Origin of the sequence: Pseudomonas sp. GM21, from assembly GCF_000282215.1 — a bacterium.
In the GTDB taxonomy this organism is placed as follows: domain Bacteria; phylum Pseudomonadota; class Gammaproteobacteria; order Pseudomonadales; family Pseudomonadaceae; genus Aquipseudomonas.
The window spans coordinates 1-24,542 of sequence record NZ_AKJS01000156.1 but is presented as its reverse complement, the minus strand read 5'-3'; the positions used below and the strand labels follow the sequence as shown (position 1 = coordinate 24,542).

Annotated in this window: 24 protein-coding genes; 20 read left to right on the top strand and 4 right to left on the bottom strand. The window is 61.6% G+C overall.

The features are described from left to right. Positions 1–43 precede the first annotated feature (43 nt). Positions 44–1,276, top strand: coding sequence for an NADH:flavin oxidoreductase (locus PMI22_RS04380; RefSeq protein WP_007948449.1), 1,233 nt, complete (start codon positions 44–46; stop codon positions 1,274–1,276). Between the two features lie 188 nt (positions 1,277–1,464). On the opposite strand, the gene PMI22_RS04385 is transcribed toward PMI22_RS04380, so the two are convergent. After that, a complete protein-coding gene (locus PMI22_RS04385) occupies positions 1,465–2,298 on the bottom strand; it encodes an alpha/beta fold hydrolase (protein ID WP_007948448.1) in 834 nt (277 codons plus the stop codon). Positions 2,299–2,572: 274 nt separating this feature from the next. Here PMI22_RS04385 and PMI22_RS04390 point away from each other — a divergent pair, with 274 nt between their 5' ends. From PMI22_RS04390 to PMI22_RS04400, 3 genes are read left to right on the top strand one after another with little or no spacing between them, the layout of a single operon-like run. Continuing rightward, on the top strand, positions 2,573–3,307 hold the full coding sequence (locus PMI22_RS04390) for an SDR family NAD(P)-dependent oxidoreductase (protein WP_007948447.1): 735 nt from the start codon (positions 2,573–2,575) through the stop codon (positions 3,305–3,307). 14 nt (positions 3,308–3,321) lie between these two features. Then, a complete protein-coding gene (locus tag PMI22_RS04395; protein ID WP_007948446.1) occupies positions 3,322–4,095 on the top strand; it encodes an SDR family NAD(P)-dependent oxidoreductase in 774 nt (257 codons plus the stop codon). Then, positions 4,095–4,730 carry a nuclear transport factor 2 family protein gene (locus PMI22_RS04400; protein ID WP_007948445.1) on the top strand — a complete coding sequence of 212 codons (636 nt, stop codon included), beginning with the start codon at positions 4,095–4,097 and terminating at the stop codon, positions 4,728–4,730. The genes PMI22_RS04395 and PMI22_RS04400 overlap by 1 nt, the downstream gene beginning before the upstream one ends. Before the next feature lie 105 nt (positions 4,731–4,835). Here PMI22_RS04400 and PMI22_RS04405 read toward each other — a convergent pair whose 3' ends face one another. Both PMI22_RS04405 and PMI22_RS04410 read right to left on the bottom strand, forming a co-directional pair. Then, complete coding sequence (locus PMI22_RS04405; protein WP_007948444.1) at positions 4,836–6,029, bottom strand: acyl-CoA dehydrogenase family protein; 1,194 nt, start codon at positions 6,027–6,029, stop codon at positions 4,836–4,838. After that, on the bottom strand, positions 6,026–7,198 hold the full coding sequence (locus PMI22_RS04410; RefSeq protein WP_007948443.1) for an acyl-CoA dehydrogenase family protein: 1,173 nt from the start codon (positions 7,196–7,198) through the stop codon (positions 6,026–6,028). The genes PMI22_RS04405 and PMI22_RS04410 overlap by 4 nt, the downstream gene beginning before the upstream one ends. Positions 7,199–7,402: 204 nt before the next feature. Between PMI22_RS04410 and PMI22_RS04415 the strand changes: the two genes are divergently transcribed. From PMI22_RS04415 to PMI22_RS04490, 16 genes are all read left to right on the top strand, one after another. Next, positions 7,403–8,293, top strand: a complete 891-nt coding sequence (locus PMI22_RS04415) for a VOC family protein (RefSeq protein WP_007948442.1) — start codon at positions 7,403–7,405, stop codon at positions 8,291–8,293. A 12-nt stretch (positions 8,294–8,305) separates the two neighbouring features. Further along, positions 8,306–9,181, top strand: coding sequence for a CoA transferase subunit A (locus PMI22_RS04420; protein WP_007948441.1), 876 nt, complete (start codon positions 8,306–8,308; stop codon positions 9,179–9,181). A 12-nt stretch (positions 9,182–9,193) separates the two neighbouring features. Continuing rightward, positions 9,194–9,991 (top strand): CoA-transferase subunit beta, encoded by a 798-nt coding sequence (locus tag PMI22_RS04425; RefSeq protein ID WP_007948440.1) that lies wholly within the window; start codon positions 9,194–9,196, stop codon positions 9,989–9,991. A gap of 16 nt (positions 9,992–10,007) precedes the next feature. After that, positions 10,008–10,916, top strand: coding sequence for an enoyl-CoA hydratase (locus PMI22_RS04430; protein ID WP_007948439.1), 909 nt, complete (start codon positions 10,008–10,010; stop codon positions 10,914–10,916). Further along, on the top strand, positions 10,913–12,025 hold the full coding sequence (locus PMI22_RS04435; RefSeq protein ID WP_007948437.1) for an NAD(P)H-dependent flavin oxidoreductase: 1,113 nt from the start codon (positions 10,913–10,915) through the stop codon (positions 12,023–12,025). The genes PMI22_RS04430 and PMI22_RS04435 overlap by 4 nt, the downstream gene beginning before the upstream one ends. Next, on the top strand, positions 12,022–12,774 hold the full coding sequence (locus tag PMI22_RS04440) for an enoyl-CoA hydratase family protein (RefSeq protein WP_007948435.1): 753 nt from the start codon (positions 12,022–12,024) through the stop codon (positions 12,772–12,774). Before PMI22_RS04435 ends, PMI22_RS04440 begins: the two co-directional genes overlap by 4 nt. Positions 12,775–12,783: 9 nt before the next feature. Beyond that, positions 12,784–13,947, top strand: coding sequence for an acyl-CoA dehydrogenase family protein (locus PMI22_RS04445; RefSeq protein ID WP_007948434.1), 1,164 nt, complete (start codon positions 12,784–12,786; stop codon positions 13,945–13,947). A gap of 9 nt (positions 13,948–13,956) precedes the next feature. After that, a complete protein-coding gene (locus PMI22_RS04450; RefSeq protein WP_007948433.1) occupies positions 13,957–15,015 on the top strand; it encodes an acyl-CoA dehydrogenase family protein in 1,059 nt (352 codons plus the stop codon). A 3-nt stretch (positions 15,016–15,018) separates the two neighbouring features. Further along, positions 15,019–16,170 (top strand): acetyl-CoA C-acetyltransferase, encoded by a 1,152-nt coding sequence (locus tag PMI22_RS04455; protein ID WP_007948432.1) that lies wholly within the window; start codon positions 15,019–15,021, stop codon positions 16,168–16,170. Positions 16,171–16,229: 59 nt separating this feature from the next. After that, on the top strand, positions 16,230–17,108 hold the full coding sequence (locus tag PMI22_RS04460; RefSeq protein ID WP_007948431.1) for an SDR family oxidoreductase: 879 nt from the start codon (positions 16,230–16,232) through the stop codon (positions 17,106–17,108). 224 nt (positions 17,109–17,332) lie between these two features. Next, entirely contained in the window at positions 17,333–18,118 is a 786-nt protein-coding gene (locus PMI22_RS04465) for an SDR family oxidoreductase (protein ID WP_007948429.1), read from the top strand. Between the two features lie 10 nt (positions 18,119–18,128). Then, complete coding sequence (locus tag PMI22_RS04470) at positions 18,129–18,599, top strand: MaoC family dehydratase (protein ID WP_007948428.1); 471 nt, start codon at positions 18,129–18,131, stop codon at positions 18,597–18,599. Between the two features lie 6 nt (positions 18,600–18,605). Next, positions 18,606–19,814, top strand: a complete 1,209-nt coding sequence (locus PMI22_RS04475; RefSeq protein ID WP_007948427.1) for an acetyl-CoA C-acyltransferase — start codon at positions 18,606–18,608, stop codon at positions 19,812–19,814. A gap of 76 nt (positions 19,815–19,890) precedes the next feature. Further along, entirely contained in the window at positions 19,891–21,093 is a 1,203-nt protein-coding gene (locus PMI22_RS04480; protein ID WP_007948426.1) for a helix-turn-helix transcriptional regulator, read from the top strand. 101 nt (positions 21,094–21,194) lie between these two features. Next, positions 21,195–22,571: a DUF1329 domain-containing protein gene (locus tag PMI22_RS04485; protein WP_007948425.1), complete on the top strand. Its 1,377-nt coding sequence runs from the start codon at positions 21,195–21,197 to the stop codon at positions 22,569–22,571. 179 nt (positions 22,572–22,750) lie between these two features. Beyond that, on the top strand, positions 22,751–23,791 hold the full coding sequence (locus PMI22_RS04490; RefSeq protein WP_007948424.1) for a Rieske 2Fe-2S domain-containing protein: 1,041 nt from the start codon (positions 22,751–22,753) through the stop codon (positions 23,789–23,791). A gap of 406 nt (positions 23,792–24,197) precedes the next feature. On the opposite strand, the gene PMI22_RS04495 is transcribed toward PMI22_RS04490, so the two are convergent. Beyond that, positions 24,198–24,542: tyrosine-type recombinase/integrase (locus tag PMI22_RS04495; RefSeq protein ID WP_033049666.1), on the bottom strand; the 345-nt coding region annotated here is incomplete at its 5' end.

Below are 24,542 nucleotides of genomic sequence, written 5' to 3'. Positions count from 1 at the left end.
AGTCCTTCGTTTGTAGCCTGATAAAAATAAAGAGAGGCCTGTCATGAATCCTCGTTCAACCCCATCTGCGTTCAGCTCCGTCGAGGTCGGCCCACTGACCCTGAAAAACCGTTTTATCAAGGCCGCCACCAACGAGGGCATGAGTGCCCAGGGCGTGCCTTCCAAACAACTGGTCAAGCTGCACTCGGCCCTGGCCGCTGGCGGAACCGCCCTGACCACCGTGGCTTATTGCGCGGTGAGCAGCGATGGCCGCACCTTGCCCAACCAATTGATCCTTGCTCAATCCAGCGTACCGCACTTCAAGGTCCTGACCGACGCCGTGCACCAGTGCGGTGGCCTGGCCAGCGCGCAGATCACTCACGGCGGCTGCTTTACCTTTATTCGCGAGCGCTCGACCAAACGTCCGCTTTCGGCCAGTGGTGGCTTCAACAAGATTGGCCTGATGAGCGGAATGTTCCTCAAGCAGGCGATGAACGAAGCCGACATGCAACAAGTGGTGCGCGATTTCGCCCAGGGCGCGCGCCTGGCACGCCAGGCGGGTTTCGATGCCGTGGAAATCCATATGGGTCACGGCTACTTGTTGAGCCAGTTCATTTCGCCGATGTACAACAAGCGCCGCGACCAGTACGGCGGCAGCCTGGAAAACCGCCTGCGCTTTCCGCGGCGGGTGCTGCGCGCGGTGCTCGATGCGGTCGGCCAGGAGATGGCGGTGATCTGCAAATACAGCATCACCGAAGGCGTGCGCGCCGGTAACAGTGCCGAAGACGGGGCACAGATCGCCCGCATGCTGGAAGAAGAGGGCGCGCATTTGTTGGTGCTCAGCGCCGGGATGAATGCCGAATCGATCACCACCATGTTCGGCTCTTCCTTCCCCAAGGAAAACCGCGTGCAGCAGAAAAACAAGATTATCGCCCTGGCCATGGCCATCCAGCGCCGTAAAGAGCCGACCGTAGAATTCCGAGAACTGTATCTGTTGGAACATGCGCGCAAAGTGCGTGCGGCGGTCAAGATGCCCTTGGCTTATTTGGGCGGCGCCAAGAGCCTGGCGAGCATTGAACAGATCATGGCCGAGGGCTTTGACCTGGTCGCCATGGGGCGGGTGTTGCTGGCGGAGCAGGACTACGTCAACAAGCTCGCCGGCGGAGCCAGTCGCGACTCGATCTGCACTGCCTGTAACCGTTGCGTGGCAATGATGTACACCCCCGGCGGCACCTCCTGCGTACTTGGCCAACCTGGCGACGCCGAATTGAACCGCCAGCCGGCGGCGGGTCGTTAGGTCACTGCAGCGCCTGGTTCCCTGTAGGAACCAGGCTTGCCGTAATGCCGATCAGTTAAGCCATAACGTGACCTGCTACAACAATTGCGTTACCGCAGAAATTGCTTAACTGACCGGCATTAAGGCTTGCCGGCGAAAAACGATGATGCGGTATTACAGATACACCACGCTGCCCCGCTCCTACAGGTTCAACCGTGTTGCAGGAAGTCGATGCAGCTGCGGTTGAACAGTTCGCGGTGTTCCACCTGGACCCAATGCCCGCAGCGGTTGAGCACGATGAACCGCGCATTTGGCGCACCGTCGATGATGCGCTGGGCGCCACTGACGGGGTTGAAGTGATCGTTGGCTCCCCAGAAGCCGAGGATCGGGCATTGGATCTCACCCAGACGCGTTTCCATGTTCGGTACCATCATGGTGCTGAACAGGTTCTTGGGCTGGGTCACTGCCACCGCCACGCGTTCTTGCAGCAGGTTTTCCGGCAGAATCGAATCATCGAACAGCTGCAGGCGCATCATGCTGCGCATCTCCTCCATTCCAATGGGGCCAGCGCTGAACAGGCTGACCATGCGCACGATGCCTTCCATCTTGAAGTAGGTTTCCCGTTCCTCGACACCACCCGGAGCCAGCAGGATCAGGCTCTGTGGCAGTTGTGGCAGACGCAGGGCCAGGCCAAGAGCGATCGCGCCCCCCAACGAATTACCCAGCAGCGTGCAACGCCGCACACCGATGCACTCCAGGAACGCGGCCACGCAGTCGACGAAGAAATCCAGGTTGTACTGGACGTCCTCGGGTTTGTCCGAGCGGCCGAAACCCGGGAGGTCAAGCACGATGTTGCGATAGCCCGCGGCGACCAATTGCGGGTAGTTGCCCTTGAAATTGCTGAAGCCACTGGCGCCCGGCCCGCTGCCGTGCAGCCACAGCACCACGGGGCCTGCGCCCTCATCCAGATAGTGCAGATGCAGGCCGTTTGGCAGGGTCGCGTAATGGCCGACGGGCAGGGGCAAGTCTACGGATTGGTTCATGGGGTTCTCTATTATCTGCGGATTCATGAAGCACAGCCGCGCCAGGCACTGCAGCAGATTGAATGCAGCGAGTTGAAGGGAAACGTAGCGACTGGCGTGGTGTGCGCAATGCGAATGCTGGGCTCTGATCGCGTTAGTCACATCGTCCGTTCAGACCACGCGACGGTAGTCCCATCGGACGATGTGTGCCCAGGCGCTTACCGCTAATCATGCACGGGACGGCTCCACTGCAAGGGCAGCGGGCCGCAGCGTATTTGCACATTCGGAGATTGCTATGAAGTTACTCAATAAAGTGGCCTTTGTGACCGGTGCCGCCCAGGGTATGGGCCAGGCGATCGTGCGTGGTTTTGTCGCCGAAGGCGCCAAGGTGGTGGCTGTCGACCTGAATCAGGCGGCCCTGGCCGAGAGCCTGGCAGATTTGGGTGACAAGGTACTGGCCCTGGCCTGTAACGTCGGTGATGGTGCGTCCGTGGCCGATGCCATGGGCCAGGCCGAGCAGCACTTCGGCGGCCTCGACATTCTGGTCAATAACGCCGGCGTGGGCGCGCTGGACAGCTTCCTTGACACCCCGGACGAGAGCTGGGCACGGGTGATCGGCGTGAACCTCGGTGGCACCTTTCTGTGCTGCCGTGAAGGCGCCAGGCTGATGGTCAAGGGTGGCCGCAAGGGCGCGATCATCAACCTCTCCAGCACCGCCGCGCTGACCGGCGACGGCCCAAGCCACTACTGCGCCTCGAAAGCCGGGGTGATGGGCCTGACCCGTTCGATTGCCCGTGAACTGGCGGCCAGTGGCATACGCGTCAACACCTTGGTGCCGGGACCGACTAACACCCCGATGATGGCCGGCATCCCTGATGACTACATGCAAGCGCTGCTGAAAAACGTGCCCCTGGGTCGCATGTGCGAGACCGACGAGATCGCCAGGGTCGCGGTGTTTCTGGCCAGCGAAGACGCCAGTTTCATGACTGGGCAGAACATCGCCGTCAACGGTGGCATGGCCTTTATCTGATCAGGGAGACACCCATGAGCAAGCGTTTACAAGGAAAAATCGCCTTCGTTACCGGTGCCGGTTCCGGCATCGGTGAAGCCACCGCGCTGCGATTCGCGGAAGAGGGCGCCACGGTGGTGTTGTGCGGCCGACGCATCGAGCCGCTGCAAGGTGTGCAGGAAAAAATCCGCACCCAGGGTGGTCAGGCCGAGATCGCCGTGGCCGATGTCAGTGATGAACAGGCCTACGTCGGCGCGCTTCAAGCTACTGCACAACGCCACGGACGTCTGGACATTCTGGTCAACAACGCAATGGCCTACACCTGGGGCAGTATCGACACGATGACCACCGCAGACTGGCACGCCAACTTCGCGACTACGGTGGACGGCACCTTCTGGGGCACCCGTACCGCGATGCAGTTGATGAAAGAGCAGGGCGGTGGTTCGATCGTCAATATTGCTTCGATCTGCGGCCTGTTCGGCACAGCCTGGATGGCCGGTTACTCGGCGGCCAAGGCGGCCGTGATCAACTTCAGCCGGGCTGCGGCCAGCGAAGGCGCACCGCACAACATCCGCTGCAACGTGATCATCCCGGGAGTGGTCGACACCCCGGCCACAGCCGGCATGCTGGGCGACGACAAGACCCGTACCAACACTGAAAAAGTGATCCCGATGAAACGGGTCGGCCTGCCGGTGGAACTGGCCAACGCCATTTTGTTTCTGGCCAGCGACGAGGCTTCGTATGTCACCGGCGCCAGCCTGGCGGTGGACGGCGGGCGCGGTTCGGACCTGTATACGGTGCTCGATTGATGAGCCAGGACCCGAGCGCAGTGCTTGCGCGCATCGATCGACTGGAGTCGCTGGACGCGGTCCGCCAACTGGCTGGCAAATATGCCCTGGCTCTGGACATGCGTGATATGGACGCCATGGCCAATTGCTTCGCCCCGGACGTGCGTGTGGGCCGCGACAAAAGCGGTCGCGCGCACCTTAAGGTGTGGCTGGACGAAACCATGCGCAAGCAGTTTCACGGCACCTCCCACCACTTGGGGCAACACATCATCGAGTTCAGCGATGCCGATCACGCCACAGGCGTGGTCTATTCGAAGAACGAACATGAGACCGGTCCCGAGTGGGTCATCATGCAGATGCTGTACTGGGACGACTATGAGCGAATCGACGGGCGCTGGTGCTTCCGTCGCCGCTTGCCGTGTTACTGGTACGCGACCGACCTGAACAAACCACCGATCGGCGGTTTGAAAGTACGCTGGCCAGGGCGCGAGCCATACGCCGGCTCCTTCCACGAACTCTTTCCATCCTGGGACGCATTCTGGGCGCAACGCCCGGACAAGGACGCCTTGCCGCAGATCGCCGAGCCGGCACCGCTGGAAGGCTTTCTGAAAACGCTGCGCCGTGGGGCGGATGACCCGAAGATTCGCGTGCGCTGAAGTGCTGATCGTTCCCACGGCAGGATCGTGGGAGCGATCAATCCGAACCCGACGCTGCGGCGTGGTTGTCACACCGCGTCATCGTTGTCCTGGGCGGGACACCGTTTAAAGGGTGACCCGTGGTTCACGCGGCATGCCCAGTGCCCGTTCGGCAATCACATTGCGCTGAATCTCATTGCTGCCGCCATAGATGGTATCGGAGCGGGTGAACAGGAATAGCGATTGCAGGCGGCTGAGCTGGTAGGGCGCGGCGTCGAGGATTTCTCCGGCATCGCCCAGCACGTCCATGGCCAGTTTGCCCAGGTCGCTGTGCCAGGTGGACCAGGCCAGTTTGTAGATCATCGCTTCGCGACCGAGGCTGCCGTCTTGCGGGCCCGAGAGCATGCGCAGAGAGTTGTAGCGCAACACCTTGAGGCCGCTCCAGGCCTGGGCAATGCGCTGTCGCAGCAGTGGGTCGCGCGCGGCACCGTTGGTGCGGGCGATGCGGATGATTTCGTCGAGTTCATTGTGGAACTGCATCTGCTGACCCAGTGTGGATACGCCGCGCTCAAAACCCAGCAGCGCCATGGCGATCTTCCAGCCATCGCCCGGTTGGCCGATCAGGTTGTCGGCACTCGTAATGGCCTGGTCAAAGAACACCTCGTTGAATTCACTGGTACCGGTCAGTTGCTGGATCGGTTGCACGCGGATGCTGTCTTGGGCCATCGGCACCAGCAGGAACGACAAGCCGTGATGTCCCTGGCTTCCAGGCTCGGTGCGCGCCAGCACGAAACACCAGTCGGCCTCGTGCGCCAGGGAGGTCCAGACCTTCTGCCCGCTGATCAACCAGTGTTCGCCCGTGGCATCCAGTTTCGCCCGAGTCTGCACGTTGGCAAGGTCCGAACCTGCCCCCGGCTCTGAATAGCCTTGGCACCAGAACTGGCTGCCGTCGAGGATCCCGGGTAACAGGCGCTTTTGCTGGGCCGGGGTGCCGAAGGTGGCGAGTGTCGGGCCGACCAGGCCTTCGCCGATATGACCCATGCGCCCGGGGCCACCGGCGCGGGCATACTCCTCATGGAAGATTACCTGCTGACTGATGGAGAGTCCTCGTCCGCCGTGTTCCCTGGCCCAGCCGACGCCGATCCAGGCACCTGCGGCAAGCCGGCGCTCCCAGGCTTTGCGCTCCTCAGGAAAGCTGTGTTCATCACCCGGGCCGCCGCGAAAGCGCAGTGGCGCAAATTCGCCGCTCAGGTGCTCGGCCAGCCACTGGGCGACTTCTTTGCGGAACACTTCATCTGCATGACTGAAACCGATTTTCATGGTTGTTCTCCCAATAGATGCTTGGCCAGGCGCTCGCGGTGCAACGCCGGGCTGCCCAGCAGGTGCTCGCTGGCGCGGGCTCGTTTGAAGTACAGATGTGGATCGTATTCCCAAGTGAACCCGACGCCGCCATGCAGTTGGATCGACTCGGCGGCGCAGTGGAAAAAGGCTTCGCTGGCATGAATCTTTGCCGTGGCGGCGGCCTGCTCAATCTCCTGGGCTACGGCGGCATCGCCTTTCGGGTCCAGACGTTCCTGGGCTACACAGGCGGCGTAGTAGGCCGCCGATCGGGCACATTCGACTTGAAGCATCATGTCGGCACAGCGGTGCTTGATCGCCTGAAAGCTGGCGATGGTGCGTTTGAATTGCCGGCGTTCGGCAATGTAGGCCAGGGTCAGGTCCAGGGCCTGTTGCGCACCACCCGTCTGCTCGGCGGCAAGTCCGATGGTGGCGATCAACAGGGTGTCACGTAGCACTGCCCAGCCCTGCTCGGGGCCGCAAAGTTGTTGTGCCTCGCTGACCTGCACGTCATGCAGTTCAATGCATGCCAGGCGACGGGTCTGGTCCAGGGTTGCCAGGGGGGTACGCACCACGCCCGGCGTATTGCCAGGCAAGACGAACAGGCTGATGCCCCGTTCGCCCTGAGTGTCGGGGGCGCGAGCGGCGACTATCAGCAGGTCGGCCGAAGCGCCATCGATGACCTGCGCGTATTGGCCGTCAAGGGTCCAGCCTCCTGGGCACGGTGCGGCCACGGCTTGCACACTGCAAGCCTCCAGCCCTGGAACACTGGCGAAGGCCAGGGTGGCACGGGTTTCACCTGCGGCAATCGTCCCCAGCCAGTGCTCCTGTATGAGCTTGTTGTGCCCCAGCAGCAGGGCCGGGGTGGCCAGGCACGCAGTGGCGAACAGCGGCGAACCCAACAGATAGCGACCGCTTTGTTCCAGCAGAATCGCCAGTTCAACAAAACCCAGGCCCATACCGCCAAAGCGCTCCGGCACCATCAGCGCCGGCCAGTACAGTTCCTTGCCGATCCGTTGCCAGATTTCGGGGTCATGAGCGTCCGGCCGATTCATGGCGGCGCGCACGGCATGCGAGTCGCTGGCCTGGGCGAGAAAACGCTCGGCGCTATCGCGAATCATCAGGTGTTCTTCGGTAAAAGCGAACTCCATGGGGGGCGGTCTCTGCAATGCGGATTGATACGCCAGTCTGTGGTGTCGCGGGCGGTGTTCGAATCACTAAAACGGACTAGAACTGTCCCGCTGCGTGATCGTCCCTGGCCGGCCTGTGCTTAGTCTCAACGGACGATGAAGCGGCGGGCGGGGCTTTGCACAATGCTCGCCACGAAAGCCCATTCAGCCAACGAGGACCAAGGCATGATCGACATTCGCGGTTTGAGCTATTTCGTCTCGCAGATCGAAAACCTCAGTCATTGGCAGCGTTACGCCGAAGACGTGCTGGGCATGCAAGTGCATGCGGCCCCTGGTGGTGGCTTGTACGTAAAAATGGACGAGCGTCCGTTTCGCATGCTGATCGTCGAAGGCAGCGAGGCGCGTTATCTGGCTTCTGGCTGGGAGTTGGCCAACGAACCGGCCTTCAAGGCCGCACTTGAGCACCTGAGCGCCGCCGGTATCGAATGGCAGCCGGGCTCTGCCGCCGAGATCGAGCAGCGCGGTGTACAGGCACTGATCAAGGTCACCGATCCGTCGGGCAACTGTCATGAGCTGAGCTGGGGGCATCGCTCTGATTGCCTGCCGTTTGTGTCCCCCCAAGGTGTGCCGCGTTTTATAACCGGTGACATGGGTCTGGGTCACGCGGTGCTGCCAGCGGCGAACTTCGACGCTACCTTGGCGTTCGCCAAGGATGTGCTGGGTTTCGAGCTGTCGGACATTTTCAATTTTCGTCCCGACCCATCGGTGCCGCCGATCCGCATTCACTTCCTGCATTGTCAAAACGCCCGTCATCACAGCCTGGCACTGGCCGAGTACCCGGTGCCGTCAGGTTGCGTGCACGTGATGGTCGAGGTCGATTCGATGACCGAAGTCGGCCGTGCCCACGACCGTCTGCACGCCCATGAGGTGCCCCTGTCGGCCACCCTCGGTCAGCACCTGAACGATCGCATGACCAGTTTCTACATGAAAACGCCATCCGGTTTCGATCTGGAGTACGGCTTTGGCGGTTTGCAAGTCGACTGGGCCGAGCATTCGGCATTCGAGTTCACTCGCGTGAGCATTTGGGGGCACGACTTTTCGGTCGGCCAACATTAAGGAATGATCAAAATGAACAAACAACTGACAGCAGCCGATGCGGTCGCTCAATTGCGCGATGGCATGACCATCGGTTTCGGCGGCTGGGGCCCACGGCGCAAGCCAATGGCAATCGTGCGCGAGATCCTGCGCTCACCGGTCAAAGACCTGACTGTGGTTGCCTACGGTGGCCCGGAAGTGGGCATGCTGTGCGCCGCCGGTAAGGTCAAGAAGCTGGTATTCGGCTTCGCCACCCTCGATGCCATTCCGCTGGAACCCTACTACCGCAAGGCCCGTGAAGCGGGCGAGCTGGAGTTGATGGAACTGGACGAAGGCATGTTCCAGTGGGGCCTGCGCGCCGCCGGCATGCGCCTTCCGTTCCTGCCGACCCGTTGCGGCCTGGCCACCGACGTGACGCGCCTGAACCCGCAGCTCAAGACCATCCAGTCGCCCTATGCCGATGGCGAGGTGCTGCTGGCGATGCCGGCGCTCAACCTCGACGTGGCGTTCCTGCACGTCAACGTCGCCGACCGCCTGGGCAACTGCCTGGTGACCGGGCCGGACCCGTATTTCGATCACCTGTTCGCCCGCGCCGCCAAGCAGTGCTTTGTCTCGTGCGAGCGCCTGGAAGAACGCCTTGCGCTGAGCGCCGAGCAGGCCCGTTTCAATACCTTCGAACGCTACCTGGTGAGCGGTGTGGTGCATGCACCTCTCGGTGCACACCCGACGCTCTGCGCCCCAGACTACGGCTGGGACATCAAACACCTCAAGAGCTATGTCGCCAGTAGCCAGGCGGAAAACGGCTGGCAGGACTATGTGCAGACCTATATCGCCGGTGGCGAGCAGGCCTATCAGGCACAGAACGGCGGTGCCGACTCCATGGGCGTCTTGCCCCTTCCCGTGTTCTGAGGATTAGCGACTATGTCTGCAACCTGTGATTTCACCCTTGCTGAACTGATGATCGTCGCCGCTTCCGAGGCCTGGCGTGGCAATGGCGAGGTGATTGCCTCTGGCCTGGGCGTGATTCCGCGCCTGGGCGCTAGCCTGGCCAAACTGACGCACAGCCCGGAACTGTTGATGACCGACAGCGAGGCGTTCCTGGTAGAAGAACCGATCCCGCTGGGCCCGCGTGGCGACTACGTGCCGTGCTACTCCGGTTACATGTCGTTCGAGCGGGTATTCGAATGCGTGTGGGGCGGACGCCGCCACGCAATGATCGGCCCGACCCAGATCGACCGCTGGGGCCAGACCAACCTGTCCTGCGTCGGCGACTATCAAAAGCCCAAGACGGCGATCCTCGGCGTGCGCGGCTTGCCAGGCAACAGCATCAACCACCTCAACTCGTTCTTCGTGCCCAGCCATAACACCCGGGTGTTCGTCAGCGGCGAAGTGGACATGGTCTCCGGTGTGGGCTTCAAGGCCGAGCGCTGGCCCGAAGGTACGCGCCGCGACTTGATGGACATCCATTGCGTGGTCAGCGATTTGTGCGTCCTTGATTTCAATGGCCCGCAGCGTGCGGTGCAGGTGCGCTCGCTGCACCCCGGCGTGAGTTTCGAACAAGTCCAGGCCAACACCGGCTTCCCGGTGCTCAAGTCCGCGCAGTTGCACGAAACCACGCATCCCACTCCTGAGCAGTTGGCCCTGATCCGCCGACTCGATCCCCACGATTACCGCGCCACAGTGATCAAGGGCAACCCGCCCGGCATCCGTACGGTCTGAGACAAGGACAGCGACCATGCACAGCAGCGACAGTGAATTCATCGTCCGCCAGGACAACGCCGTCTACGAGACGGACACCCCGGTGCTGTACAGCGTGGCTGAGGGTATCGCCACGCTGACGCTGAACCGGCCGACCTTCAACAACGCGCAAAACTCGCAGATGACCTACGCCCTGGATGCCTGCTTTCGCCAGGCTGTGGACGACGACAACGTCAAGGTCATCGTCCTGCGGGGTAACGGCAAACACTTCTCGGCAGGCCACGATATCGGCACGCCCGGGCGGGATATCGATAAACCGTTCGAGCGCGCGCACCTGTGGTGGGACCACACCAACAAACCCGGTGGTGAGCAGCTCTATGCCCGCGAGCAGGAGGTGTACCTGGGCATGTGCCGGCGCTGGCGCGAACTGCCCAAGCCGACCATCGCCATGGTCCATGGCGCGTGTGTAGCGGGCGGTCTCATGCTGGCCTGGGTCTGCGATTTGATCGTCGCCAGCGACGACGCATTCTTCCAGGACCCGGTAGTGCGCATGGGCATTCCGGGGGTGGAATATTTTGCCCATCCCTATGAAATGAACCCGCGTATTGCCAAGGAATTCCTCTTCACCGGTGACCGCATGAGCGCCACCCGGGCCTGGCAAGTGGGAATGGTCAATCGCCTGATGCCGCGTGAGGAACTGGAGCAGGCGACCTATGCCCTGGCCGCTGGCATCGCCCGCCAGCCGCGTATGGGCCTGGCGCTGACCAAGCAGGCGATCAACCACGTCGAGGATCTGCAGGGCAAGCGCACGGCGATGGATGCGGTGTTCGCCTGGCACCACTTTGCCCATGCCCATAACGAACTGTTGTCCGGCGACAAACTGGGCGGCTTCGACGCCAAGGGCATGGCCCGGGCCAATAAGCAGGCCGAGGACAACAGCCAATGAACCGCTGGCTCGATACGCCACTGACTGAGGCCCTCGGTTGCCGTTACCCGATTGTGCAAACCGCCATGGGCTGGGTCGCCGATGCCAATCTGGTGATCGCCACGACCCAGGCTGGGGGCTTCGGTTTCCTGGCCGGGGCAACCATCGCGGCCGATGAGCTGGAAGGCGAAATCCGCAAGGTGATCGATGCCACCGGCGGCAGCAATTTCGGGCTCAATTTCCATATGTTCCAGGACAACGCCGCGCAGTGTGTCGACCTGGCGATCGAGTACCGCTTGCGCGCCGTGAGCTACGGACGCGGCCCGGACAAACAGACCATCGCCCGCTTCAAGGCGGCCAAGGTGCTGTGTATTCCCACCGTGGGCGCCCTGAAGCATGCACTCAAGGCCGTGGAGCTGGGTGCCGATATGATCACTATTCAGGGCGGCGAGGGCGGTGGCCATACCGGCGGCGTGCCCAGTTCAATCCTGCTGCCTCAAGTACTGGCGGCGGTCAGGGTGCCGGTGATCGCGGCCGGAGGGTTCGCCACTGGCCGTGGCCTGGCCTCGGTGTTGGCTGCTGGTGGCGCCGGCATCGCCATGGGCACGCGGTTTCTCATGACCCGCGAATCGCCGACCCCGGCCGCGACCCTTGAGCGCTACTTGAAGGTCAACGATCCGCAGCAGGTGCGCGTCACCACCGCGGTGGATGGCATGCGCCACCGCATGATCGAAAACCGCTTCATCAATCACCTCGAAAAGGCGGGCCCCTTCGGTCGCCTGCGCATTGCCCTGGGCAGTGCGTGGCAGTGGAAGCAGCAAACCGGCATGAGCCTGGGGCACATGGCTTCAGTCTTTATCAGGGCGTTGCGTGAAGACCCGTCGCAGCTGTCGCAAGTGGTGATGGCCGCCAATCAGCCGGTGCTGTTGCAGCGCTCTATGGTCGATGGTGCACCGGACGAGGGCATCCTGCCCAGTGGCCAGGTCGCGGCGGCCATCGGCGAGTTGCTCAGCTGCCGTGAAGTCATCGAAGGCATTGCCAGCGAGGCCCAGCAATGCCTGGACACGCTCCTGGCACGCAGCCAGACCCGCCCCTCGAACCATCCAGCCAGCATTGGAGAAGCCCTTTGAACCAGGTATTCACGACACAACTCAATCAGGGGATCGCTGAGCTGGTGATCGCCAAACCACCGGTCAACGCCCTCGACAGCCAGGAGTGGCATGCCCTGGCGCGACAGATCGAAGCCCTTGGGGCGAATCCCGAAGTGCGGGTGATCGTGATTCGCGCCGAGGGCCGGGGCTTTTGCGCCGGTGTCGATATCAAGGAACTGGACAAGTACCCGGAACGGATCGTCGAGGTCAATGCCGGTAACTACGCCACTTTCAAGGCCGTGCACCGCAACCCGGTGCCGGTGATTGTCGCGGTCCATGGTTTTGTCCTGGGCGGCGGCATTGGCATCACCGGGGCGGCAGACATTGTCGTCGCCTCCGAATGCGCGACCTTTGCCCTGCCGGAAGTCGACCGGGGTGCCATGGGCGGAGGTGCGCACCTGCAGCGCCTGTTCCCGGTGCAAAAAGTCCGTTACCTGTTTTTTACCGGCGACAGCATCAGCGCTCCCGAGGCGCTGCAATACGGTTTTATCGAGCGGATTGTCAGCAAGGATCAGTTGCGCGAAACCGCCTTGGGCATCGCGGCGAAAATCGCCGAAAAGAGCCCGGGCATGATCCGCATCGCCAAGGAAGCGTTGAACGGTATCGAAGACGGCAACCTGGAAGATAAATACCGCTGGGAACAGGGCTTCACCATGCAGGCCTATAGCAGCCCGGACTCCGCGGAAACGCGCCGGGCCTTCGTTGAAAAACGCGACGCCAAGTTCTGAGATAACGCCATGGACCTGACTTTTACCCCCAAGCAAAACGCCTTCCGCGCCGAAGTACGGGCTTGGCTGGCGGCCAACCTGCCACGTGAGCCCCTGGCCAGTTACGACACCCGCGAAGGTTTTGAACAGCACCGCGCCTGGGAGGCCAGGTTGTTCGAGAGCCGCTGGTCGATGGTGATGTGGCCGGCTGAACTGGGCGGTCGCGGTAGCGACCTGATCGAGTGGCTGATCTTCGAGGAAGAGTATTACGGTGCCGGAGCACCGATGCGCGTCAATCAGAACGGCCAACTGTTGCTGGGCTCGACCCTGATGGAATTCGGCACCCCGGAGCAGAAGCAGCGCTTCCTGCCGCGCATGGCCGCCAGCCTGGACATGTGGGCGCAAGGCTGGTCGGAGCCCAACGCCGGTTCCGACATGGCGGCAATCACCAGCAAGGCGCTGCTTGACGGCGACCATTACGTAATCAACGGGCAGAAGACCTGGTCGACCCGGGCAATCTACGCGGATTGGCTGTTCGGCCTCTTTCGCAGCGAACCAGGATCGACACGTCACCACGGCTTGTCCTTCGTCATGGTGCCGCTGGATACGCCGGGAGTGAGCATTCGTCCGATCAAGGCGCTCAACGGCAAGGACGCCTTTGCCGAGGTGTTTTTCGACGACGTGCGGGTGCCGGTGGCCAACCGCATCGGTGAGCAAGGGCAGGGCTGGCACGTGGCGATGGCCACAGCCGGTTTCGAGCGTGGCCTGCTGCTGCGTTCACCAGCGCGCTTTCAGGCCACGGCACGCAAGCTGGTTGAACTGTACAAGGCGAACCGCGCCCGCGCCGACCGCGACCCGAGCCTGCGCGATGCCGTGCTGGAGACCTGGATGGGCGCTGAAGCCTACGCGCTGTCGGCCTATCACACCGTGGGGCGCTTGAGCCGGGGTGAGCAGATTGGCGCCGAGTCGAGCATCAACAAGATCATCTGGTCGGAGTTGGATCTAAAGATGCACGAGACCGCCATGCGCATTCTCGGCGGCCAGGGCGAGTTGGTGGGCAAGGACTCGCAGGCCGGTGATGCGGCCGGCTGGCTGGAGGGCTTCCTGTTCGCACAGTCAGGGCCGATCTATGCCGGCACCAACGAAATCCAGCGCAACATCATTGCCGAGCGCATGCTCGGCTTGCCGAAATAAGGAACCGCCATGGACTTCACTTTTAACGATGACCAGTTGGCGTTCCGCGAAGCCATCAGTCGTTTCCTGATGACCGAAGCCGCCCCGGAGATGCTCCGGGAAATCTGGGAGACCGATGTCGGGCGCTCCCAGGAACTGCGCAACAAGATCGCCGAGCAGGGCCTGACCGCCTTGTCGGTGCCCGAGGCAGAAGGCGGCTTGGGCATGGATGATGTGACCTGGGCACTGATGACCCAGGAGCTGGGTTATTACGCCATTCCCGATTCATTGGCCGACACGGCTTATGTCGCCAGCGGCTTACTGGCCGGTCTGCCCGCAGGGCATCCGGCCCGCGCCGACCTGTTGCCGCGGATCGCCGATGGCAGCTTGCGCATTGCAATCAGTCACCCGGTCAATGCCTTGGTCAGCGATGCGCAATTGGCCCAAGTGCTGATTCTCACCGATGGCGATGACATCCATGTGGTGCCGCGCTCCCATGTTGACGTGGAAAACCATCCGAGCATTGATGCCTCACGTCGCCTGGGTGTGGTGACGTGGACCCCGTCGTCGGCGACCTGTGTGGCCAGTGGCGAGCAGGGTCGTGCCTTGCAGGACCGCCTGCTCGACCGTGGCGCGCTGTCGGTGGCCGGGCAACTGCTGGGATTGGCGCAGCGCATGCTGGACCTGTCGGTGGACTACGTGGCCCAGCGCAAACAGTTCGGCAAGCCGATCGGCAGCTTCCAGGCGGTCAAGCATCACCTGGCCGATGTCGCCCGTTACATCGAACAGGCAAAACCAGTGCTGTACCGCGCCGCCCATGCCTCGGCCCGGGGCGACGTCAACGCTGGCGTATGGGTTTCGCAGGCCCGCCTGGCGGCGAATGATGCGAGCTGGATCGCCGCCCGTAAAGGCATCCAGGTGCACGGCGCAATGGGGTACACCTGGGAAGTCGATTTGCAGATGTTCATGAAGCGCGCCTGGGCCCTCGATGCGTCCTGGGGCGAGCGCGGCTTTCACAAAAACCGTGTCAGCGACTACCTGTTCGCCGACGCTACCGGCCTCGGGCCGGGACACACTTTCGAGGAATGAGTCATGGCACAGGCTTACATTGTTGATGCACTGCGCAGCCCCACGGGCAAGCGCAAGGGCTCATTGAGCGAGATCCACGCGATTGACCTGGGCGCCCATGTGCTCAAGGCCTTGGTGGAGCGCAATGTGATCCCCGCCGAAGACTACGACGACGTGATATTCGGTTGCGTCGACACCATCGGTTCCCAGGCCGGCGATATCGCTCGCACCAGTTGGCTGGCCGCCGGTTTGCCGCTGACGGTCCCCGGCACCACCGTGGATCGCCAATGCGGTTCATCGCAACAGGCGCTGCATTTCGCCGCGCAGGCGGTGATGAGCGGTACTCAGGATGTGGTCGCGGTGGGCGGGGTGCAGACCATGACCCAAATCCCGATTTCCTCGGCGATGCTGGCCGGCCAGGCACTGGGCTTTGCCGATCCATTCTCGGGCAGCGTTGGCTGGCGTGCGCGCTTTGGCCAGCAACCCGTGAACCAGTTCTATGCCGCGCAACGGATTGCCGATCATTGGCAGATCAGTCGCGAGCAAATGGAAGCCTTTGCCCTGCAAAGCCACGAACGCGCACTGGCGGCCATCGCCAGTGGGCGATTTGCTCGGGAAATAGTCGCCTGCCAAGGGCTGGCGGTGGATGAAACCCCGCGCCAGAGCAGTCTGGCGAAGATGGCCGAGTTGCAGCCGGTGGACCCTCAGTTCCCCTCGATCACCGCTGCGGTGTCCAGCCAGACTTGCGACGCCTCGGCGGCGCTGTTGGTGGTGTCGGAGGCGGCGCTCAAGCGCTACGACCTGACGCCACGGGCGCGGATTCATCATCTGACGGTGCTCGGTGACGATCCGATCTGGCACCTCACCGCACCGATTGCCGCCACCCGCCGGGCCTTGGCCAAAAGCGGGCTGAGCATGGCCGACATCGACCGGGTCGAGATCAACGAAGCCTTTGCCTCGGTGGTCATGGCCTGGGCCAAAGAACTGGATTACGACCCCGCACGCACCAACGTCAACGGCGGAGCGATTGCCCTGGGCCATCCGTTGGGAGCCAGCGGCGCAAGACTGATGACCACACTCCTGAATGAACTGGAATGCAGCGGCGGTCGCTACGGCCTGCAAACCATGTGTGAAGGCGGTGGCCAGGCCAACGTGACCATCATCGAACGCCTGTAATTTTTTCATGTGGGCCGCCGCTTCGGGTGCGCGGCCACCCAAATCCTGAGGAGTCAAACATGGCTATTTGTGCAGACCGCACCGTGATCATTACTGGGGCCGGTGGCGGACTCGGTCGCGCCTACGCCCTGGCGTTCGCCGCGCAAGGGGCCAATGTGGTGGTCAACGATATTCGCGCCGATACCGCAGAAGATGTGGCGGGTGAAATTCGCGCCAACGGTGGCCAAGCCATTGCCAACAGCGACGACATCACCACACTGGCCACCGCGCAGCGTATTGTCGATGCGGCGTTGGTGGCGTTCGGTGAAGTTCATGTGCTGATCAATAACGCCGGCGTATTGCGTGACCGCATGTTCATCAGCCTTGGCGAAGAAGACTGGGACATGGTCATGCGCGTCCATCTCAAGGGCCATTACTGCCTGGCCAACATCCTCGGCCGCCGCTGGCGCGACCTGGCCAAGGCCGGCACGCCGGTTGACGCCCGGATCATCAACACCAGCTCCGGCGCCGGTCTGCAAGGCTCGGTGGGGCAGTCCAATTATTCGGCGGCCAAGGGCGGCATCGCTTCGTTGACCCTGGTACAAGCGGCGGAGCTGGCGCGCTACGGCGTCACCGCCAACGCGCTGGCACCAGCCGCACGGACCTCGATGACCGAGAGCGCCATGCCCGACGTGGTGAAAAAACCCGAGGATGGCAGCTTCGACGCCTGGGCCGCAGAAAACGTCGCGCCGCTGGTGGTGTGGCTCGGCAGCCCGGCGTCGGCCCACGTCAGCGGTCAGATCTTCGAAAGCCAGGGCGGTCGAATTTCCCTGGCTGACGGCTGGCGCACGGGTGTCACCCGCGACAAAGGCGCGTTGTGGAAAGTTGAAGAAGTCGGTGTGGCAGTGAATAAGATCCTCGCCGAAGCGCCTAAGGCGCAGAAAGTCTGGGGGAGTTGAGAGGGGCCCTTGTGGGAGCAGTGCTTGCCCGCGAACGGGACGCCGCGGTGTATCTGTCATACCGCGTTATCGTTCTTCGCCGGCAAGCCAGCTCCAACAGAAACCAGGCGCTGCGGTGTATCTGTTAGTCAGCGTTCTTCGCCTTCATACCCCATTTTGACGATGTGCCCGCATCGCCCCCTCCGTACAACTACAGCGTATTGATTTCTTCGGAGGTAGACGCTGTGAAAAAAGCCCCCCCTTATGTTCCAGGCCATCAATTGCTGGCCGGCAAGTCGGTGTTGATAACCGCCGCGGCCGGTGCCGGTATCGGTTACTCAGCGGCCCGACGCAGTGCCGAGGAAGGTTGCCGGGCGCTGATGATTTCCGACGTGCATCCGCGGCGCCTGGAAGAGGCGGTGGAGCGCCTCAAGGCCGAGACCGGTTTACAGGCGATTTATGGCCAGCTGTGCAATGTCACGATAGAAGACGAAGTCCAGGCCCTGGTGGCGGCGGCCGAAGAGGCACTGGGCGGGGTCGACGTGCTGATCAACAACGCGGGTCTGGGTGGTCAGAAGCGTGTAGTTGAGATGAGCGACGAAGAGTGGTTGCGGGTGCTGGATGTGACCTTGACCGGCACCTTCCGAATGACACGGGCGATGTTGCCGCACATGCAGCGCCGCGGCGCAGGGGCCATCGTCAACAACGCCTCGGTGCTCGGTTGGCGGGCACAAAAGGAGCAGGCCCATTATGCCGCCGCCAAGGCCGGGGTGATGGCGCTGACTCGCTGCAGCGCACTGGAAGCCGCCGAGTTCGGCGTTCGTATTAATGCGGTATCGCCATCGATTGCCCTGCACGATTTCCTCAAGAAAGCCTCCAGCGAAGAGTTGCTCGCCAGCCTGGCGGGGCGCGAAGCATTCGGTCGCGCCGCGGAAGTCTGGGAAGTGGCCAACGTGATGATGTTCCTGGCCAGCGACTATGCCTCCTACATGGTCGGTGAAGTGTTGTCCGTCAGTTCACAACAAGCTTGAGGGCGCGCTCATGAGTCACGTTTTCAGCAGTGCCAAAGCGTTGCTTGCGGCCGAAGGCCTGGACTTGGGCCACACCGAATGGCTGACCATCAACCAGCAGCGCATTGATCTGTTCGCCGAAGCAACGGGTGATCACCAGTGGATTCATGTCGACCCGATACGGGCAGCCAGCGGTCCGTTCGGCACCTGCATTGCCCACGGCTACCTGACCCAATCCCTGGCCAATCTGTTCATGCCGCAGTTGTTGACCCTTTCAAACATGGCCATGGGGGTCAACTACGGAAGCGACCGGGTGCGCTTCCCGGCTCCGGTCAAGGTCGACTCGCGGGTACGCGGAAGCGGCCTGATCATCCGTGCCGAGCCAATGGGCGACGCCGTGCAACTGGTGGTGCGCATCACCGTGGAGGTCGAGGGCCAGGCGCGTCCGGGCTGCGTGATCGACACCATCAGCCGCTACACCTTCAACCCAATTTCCGAGTGAGTTTCCATGGACCAGAATGAAGTCGTCATTGTCGCCACCGCCCGTACCGCGCTGGCCAAATCGTTTCGTGGATCGTTCAACGATACCGAGGCCCCGGTGCTGGGCGGACATGTGGTGCGCGCGGTGGTCGAACGTGCCGGTATCGAGCCTGCTGACGTAGAGGATGTGATCATGGGCGCGGCGGTTCAGCAGGGCACCCAGGCCTATAACATCGGTCGGCTCTGTGCCTACACCGGTGGCTTGCCGGATAGTGTGCCGGGGATGGCTCTGGACCGCATGTGCGCCTCGGGTTTGATGAGTATCGGCGTGGCTGCCAAGGGCATCATGAGTGGCGAGATGAGCATCGCCATCGGTGGCGGCGTGGAGTCCCTGTCGCTGACCCAGACCAAACACAAAAACAGCTTCCGCGCCCAGTCCGAAGCCGTACTGCAGGTGATGCCCAGCGCCTATATCCCGATGATTGAAACCGCCGAGATTGTGTCCCGTCGCTATGGCATCAGTCGCGCCGCTCAGGATGAGTATTCATTGCAAAGCCAGCTGCGCACTGCTGCCGCTCAACGGGACGGTCTTTTCGACGAGGAAATCGTCGGCCTGAGCGTGGACAAGCTGCTGTTCGCCGCAGATGGTCAGCCTAATGGTCATGAACGCGTGCAGGTCTTGCGTGACGAATGCAATCGGCCTAGCACGCGCCTTGAGGACCTGGCAAATCTGAAACCAGTGTGGAAAGACGGAAAATGGATCGAGCAGGGAGAGTTCGTCACCGCCGGCAACGCCTCGCAGTTCTCTGACGGTGCCGCGGCCAGCCTGTTGATGAGTCGTACCGAGGCCAAGCGCCGTGGGTTGACGCCACTGGGCATCTACCGGGGCATTGCCGTGGGTGGGTGCGCACCGGAGGAAATGGGCATCGGTCCGGTGATCGCCATTCCAAAGCTGCTCAAGCGCTTCGGCCTGGGGGTGGCGGATATCGGTCTGTGGGAGATCAACGAGGCTTTTGCCAGCCAGGTGTTGCATTGCCGCGATGCGCTGCAGATCCCTGCAGAGCGCCTGAACGTCAATGGCGGTGCGATTGCCATCGGTCACCCATTCGGTATGTCCGGCGCGCGGATGGTGGGCCACGCCTTGCTCGAAGGGCGGCGGCGCGGTGCGCGGTATGTGGTGATTGCCATGTGCATCGGTGGCGGCATGGGCGCCGCCGGTCTGTTCGAGCTGCCGTGAAGCGAGCGGGGCGCCGCCGTACACTCGATTAAATCCATGGGGGCCCGCAGGTCGGGCCCGCTGCTGGGGAATGGATATGCAAAGTTGTCTGCCCAATGCACAGGTCCTGGCGCAAATGGGCCTGGAATTGGCCGAGTACGAACGGATCATTGGCAACATCTACGATTCAGCGATGAACCCCGCCTCCTTAAGCGACTCGTTGCGCGAAATACGCGCGCTGTTCAAGGCTAATTTCGTGACCTTGATCCTGCGGGTTCAGGATGAGCCGCTGCTGTCACCGATGGTGGTCGCCGGTGATATCGTGCTGGGGCAGGGCGGTATCAACCATTACGCCTACTACGCCAAGTCCACACTGTTCGACGGTTTGCCCACCGACACCGTGTTCACCATCGATGAGCTGATGAGCGATGCCGAATGGGCGAGTTCGGCGTTTTACCTGCTGTACTGCCAACCCTACGATTGTTACCACATGCTCGGTGCCGATATCCGCATGCCGGATGGCGGCACGGTGCGTTTTCGGATCAATCGACCGCAGGGTCACCCACGTTTCAGTGATACCGAGCGGGCCATGTGCGCCATGTTGTTGCCACATTTGCGCCGGTCATTGCACATGTATTCGCAACTCGACCGCAGCGAGTCGCTCGGCAGCCTGTATTCGCAGACGATCAGTCGCCTTGCAGTGGCGACCTTCGTGCTCGATGAAAACGGCTGCGTGGTGCAACTCAACCCCGTGGCCCGGGAAATCCTCGACAGTCAAGACGGCCTCAAAGTGGTTGGCGGTCGCTTGGAGGCGACCTACCCCAGCGACAATCGGGAATTGTCGCGCTTGGTGCGCAATGCCTTTCAGCGTACCAGGCAAGGCGTCGGCAAGGGTGTGCAGGTGGCCGAGGCGACGTCGATTTCCCGTCCTTCAGGGCAGGTCAGCCTGGGCGTTGTGGTGGAGTTAATTCCATCCCGGGAACTGCTCGAAGGCAACGGTAAACCCACGGTGGTTGTGTATGTGCGCGACGCCGTGAGCAAGTCGCTGGTGAGCACGGTGTTGACTTCGCAACTGTACAACCTGACACCAGCGGAAACCGCGCTGGCCCTGGAATTGGCCAACGGCTTGTCGCTGGAGGAAGCCTCGGAAATCCTCAATATCAGACGCAATACCGCGCGCGCGCATCTGCGTTCGATATTTTCCAAGACGGGCGTGCGGCGCCAGACCGAGCTGGTTCGGATCATGCTCAATAGCGTGGTAGCTCTGGGCGCGCCGCAGCCGGCAGGGTCGCGGCTGTGACGCGGGCCCGAGTAAAAATGCGTTAGTCCGTGCGGACGATGCTGTCGGGTTCCTGGCGTGTCGATACTGGGAAACCGTTGTCGACCCCATGGAGAATAAAAATGACCGGCAGTAAACAGTCCCCTGGCTGGGCCTTGACGTTGTTATTGGGATGCTGTGCCATCGGCACGGTGAATGCCGCACCTGAGGACATCCCGCGCCTTGGCAAAGACTTGACGTGCCTGGGCGCGGAAAAGGCCGGCAATGCCGACGGTAGCATTCCAGCGTTCAGCGGCAAGTGGTTGGGCGTGCCTCCCCACATTGATTTCAAAGGCACGGGTAACCACCCGGTGGATCCGTACCCGGACGAAAAACCGCTGTTCGTGATTACCGCGCAGAACATCGCGCAATACAGCGACTCCCTGTCTGACGGCCAAAAAGCCCTGTTCAAGCTCTACCCGGCCACCTACAAAATGCCGGTCTATCCCTCGCACAGGGATTTCCGCGTCAATGACGCGGTTTGTCGGGCCACTCAGGAGAACGCCAGCGTGGCGCGTCTGGTGGATGACGGCGAAGGGGTGGTTGGCAAAACCGGCGGCACACCGTTCCCGGTACCGCGTAGCGGCCTGGAGCTGTTGAAGAATGCCTCAACCTTCACATTGCGGGCCTGGACCGAGGAGTACACCTCCGACAACGCCTATGTGCTCAAGGACGGCAACATCAACTGGGGCCGCGTGCATTCGCGCAACCTGGCGCCAGCGCTGGAGCCAGGCAAGATTGGCGATACCACCGGCAACTCGTCGTTCTATCTCAATGAAACCTTGCTGCCACAACGGGACAAGGGAGAGATCAATACCGGCACCGAGTTCTGGAACGACAAGACCGAACCGCGCCAGGCCTGGCGTTACGATCCGGGTACCCGGCGTGTGCGCCAGTCGCCAGGCTATGGTTTCGACATGTCGTTCCCTGGCAGTGGCGGGTCGATCACCGTGGACGAAGTTCGCCTGTTCAACGGTTCCGGTCAGCGCTACGACTGGAAAATCGTCGGTAAGCGTGAGATGTACATTCCCTACAACACCTATCGTCTGCACGACGCCAAACTCAAATATGCCAACCTTTTGACTCCCGGCCATATCAATCCCGATGTCATGCGTTATGAGCGCCATAGGGTCTGGGAGCTGGAAGGCACCCTCAAGCCTGGCTATCGCCACCTGTATGGCAAACGCAAGCTGTATGTCGACGAAGACACCTGGTTTCCGATACTCGCCGACAACTACGACAACCGTGGCGAGTTGTGGCGCACCTCGATGGTCAACTACTTCTATGCCTACGAAAGCCAGGCTCAGCAGGCGGGCGTCGGCCTGTACTACGACCTCAACGCCGGAAGCTACCTGGCGTTCAATCTGATCAACGAGCAGCGCAACGGCTATCTGTTGAATAAACCCGGTTTCAGTCCCCGGGACTTCGGTCCGGAGGCCGCTCGCCGCTTCGGCCAGTGACCAGGAAGTTTGGCGCCCGCTATTCCCAGGGGGCGCCCTTTGAGAGTTGCTCCCATTTGATCTAGTCCAACTGAACGATGATCTCCTTGTGCGTCCTGCTCAATGATGTTCGCCATGGGATCACCCTGTTTTTTTGGGGCATTGCCCGCCCCGAAGTCTGCATTCGAGGAACAATAACAATGACGAAACTCGCTGAAATCAACATCGAAAACGCCCAGCGTAGCCACCGCTACGCGCGCGGCTGGCACTGCCTGGGCAATGCCAACGATTACCGTGATGGCAAGCCCCATACCCTGGAAATCTTCGGCACCCGCCTGGTGGCCTTTGCCGATAGCCAGGGCACCATCAGCATTCTGGATGCCTATTGCCCGCACATGGGCGCAGATCTGTCCCAAGGCACCATCGAGAACGACAAACTGGTGTGCCCGTTCCACCACTGGAAGTACGACACCGGCGGCAAATGCGTGGAGATCCCCTACTGCAAACGCATTCCACCCAAGGCCAAGACTCGCAGTTGGTTGACTTGCGAGGAAAACAACCTGCTGTTCGTCTGGAACAACCCCGAAGGCCGTCCGCCAAAAGAGGGCGTAGTCATTCCGCACTTGCCCGAGATGGACGACCCAGACTGGATTCATGACTGGAACATCGACACCATGCTGATCGAGACCAACCCACGGGAGTTAGTCGATAACCTTGTGGACGCTCAGCACTTCGGGCCGGTGCACGGTACGCCAACAAAGTATTTCGCCAACATATTCGAAGGGCATATCGGCCATCAGATTTTCCATGGCGACTCCGAGCGCTTGGGCGGTGACCTGATCGCGCCATCGGCCTATTACGGGCCAGCCACTCACTTCACCCATATCAGTTCGATGTTCGGTGATGCGCGGATCCACGCCATTCTGCTCAACAGCCACGTGCCGGTGACGCCAAATAGTTTCGACTTGCGCTTCGGTTGCATGGTCAAGCGGGTGCCGGGATGGACTGAAGAGCAGAACCAGGAAGTGGCCAGAGCCTATGTCGAAGGAAACCGTGACTCGTTCTACCAGGACGTGGTGATCTGGAAGCACAAAATCCGTATCGACAAACCGGTGCTCGCAGAAACAGACGGCCCGGTCTATCAGTTACGCGAGTGGTACGAGCAATTTTTCACCGATGAGGATGACGTGCCCGCGTCGATGGCGGAGCGTCGCGAGTTTATTACGGTCGACGAGCGCTGATAGAGGAGCAGGGCGCCTTCGAGAGGCAAACGCATAACTCTCGAAGGCGCTCCCAAGGGCACTGCCATCCTTGAAGTCATGGTCATGACTCAGGTCCGATTTGAAGGCAAAGAGGGAATGCAAAATGAAAATAAAAAATGCCTATACCTTTCCTTTGTTAGTACTGATTCTCTTGGTTTTTGTCGTACAGGTTTCGGTGCCGCCGGAGTCGGCCAGCGTCAAGGCGTGCAAGCGTTACGCGAGCTGTCTCACCCTAAGCTCGAGTGTTTCGAACTGGCTTGATTTCCGCTAGGGGATTCTGGCAAGGCGATTCGTTTTGTAGTAATCCAGTCTTAGCGCTTTGGTTGCGAGATGTCAGGGTGGGGCTGGTTGTGCCTTCGGAACACTGCAATACGATCTAGCCTCGCTATTCAGGAATATCATCACTCCTCGTCGAATTTGAGAGCGTTAAAAGTTCGGTCGCTTTGCTCGTTAGCAGCGATCCAGCCTGGAAATAGCCCATTACCGTGGCCACGCTGCGGTGTTCGGTCATGGCCATCACTTCACCCAGCGGCACGCCCTGGCGACCGGCCTCGGTGACAAAGCCGGATCGCAAACTGTGTGCTGCCCAATCCCCTTCCAGTCCGGCCAATTTCGCCCGACGCTGAACGATGCGCGCCACTTGATCAGCCGACAACGCGCGGGTGCCGACCTTACCGCCCTTGTACAGCCGGCGAAACAGAGGGCCACTGTCGGCGGGAGCGGCGGCCAG

Coding starts and splice junctions, on each gene's coding strand:
- PMI22_RS04380 (WP_007948449.1), top strand. CDS start 44: ATGAATCCTCGTTCAACCCCATCTGCGTTCAGCTCCGTCGAGGTCGGC.
- PMI22_RS04385 (WP_007948448.1), bottom strand. CDS start 2,298: ATGAACCAATCCGTAGACTTGCCCCTGCCCGTCGGCCATTACGCGACC.
- PMI22_RS04390 (WP_007948447.1), top strand. CDS start 2,573: ATGAAGTTACTCAATAAAGTGGCCTTTGTGACCGGTGCCGCCCAGGGT.
- PMI22_RS04395 (WP_007948446.1), top strand. CDS start 3,322: ATGAGCAAGCGTTTACAAGGAAAAATCGCCTTCGTTACCGGTGCCGGT.
- PMI22_RS04400 (WP_007948445.1), top strand. CDS start 4,095: ATGAGCCAGGACCCGAGCGCAGTGCTTGCGCGCATCGATCGACTGGAG.
- PMI22_RS04405 (WP_007948444.1), bottom strand. CDS start 6,029: ATGAAAATCGGTTTCAGTCATGCAGATGAAGTGTTCCGCAAAGAAGTC.
- PMI22_RS04410 (WP_007948443.1), bottom strand. CDS start 7,198: ATGGAGTTCGCTTTTACCGAAGAACACCTGATGATTCGCGATAGCGCC.
- PMI22_RS04415 (WP_007948442.1), top strand. CDS start 7,403: ATGATCGACATTCGCGGTTTGAGCTATTTCGTCTCGCAGATCGAAAAC.
- PMI22_RS04420 (WP_007948441.1), top strand. CDS start 8,306: ATGAACAAACAACTGACAGCAGCCGATGCGGTCGCTCAATTGCGCGAT.
- PMI22_RS04425 (WP_007948440.1), top strand. CDS start 9,194: ATGTCTGCAACCTGTGATTTCACCCTTGCTGAACTGATGATCGTCGCC.
- PMI22_RS04430 (WP_007948439.1), top strand. CDS start 10,008: ATGCACAGCAGCGACAGTGAATTCATCGTCCGCCAGGACAACGCCGTC.
- PMI22_RS04435 (WP_007948437.1), top strand. CDS start 10,913: ATGAACCGCTGGCTCGATACGCCACTGACTGAGGCCCTCGGTTGCCGT.
- PMI22_RS04445 (WP_007948434.1), top strand. CDS start 12,784: ATGGACCTGACTTTTACCCCCAAGCAAAACGCCTTCCGCGCCGAAGTA.
- PMI22_RS04450 (WP_007948433.1), top strand. CDS start 13,957: ATGGACTTCACTTTTAACGATGACCAGTTGGCGTTCCGCGAAGCCATC.
- PMI22_RS04455 (WP_007948432.1), top strand. CDS start 15,019: ATGGCACAGGCTTACATTGTTGATGCACTGCGCAGCCCCACGGGCAAG.
- PMI22_RS04460 (WP_007948431.1), top strand. CDS start 16,230: ATGGCTATTTGTGCAGACCGCACCGTGATCATTACTGGGGCCGGTGGC.
- PMI22_RS04470 (WP_007948428.1), top strand. CDS start 18,129: ATGAGTCACGTTTTCAGCAGTGCCAAAGCGTTGCTTGCGGCCGAAGGC.
- PMI22_RS04475 (WP_007948427.1), top strand. CDS start 18,606: ATGGACCAGAATGAAGTCGTCATTGTCGCCACCGCCCGTACCGCGCTG.
- PMI22_RS04480 (WP_007948426.1), top strand. CDS start 19,891: ATGCAAAGTTGTCTGCCCAATGCACAGGTCCTGGCGCAAATGGGCCTG.
- PMI22_RS04485 (WP_007948425.1), top strand. CDS start 21,195: ATGACCGGCAGTAAACAGTCCCCTGGCTGGGCCTTGACGTTGTTATTG.
- PMI22_RS04490 (WP_007948424.1), top strand. CDS start 22,751: ATGACGAAACTCGCTGAAATCAACATCGAAAACGCCCAGCGTAGCCAC.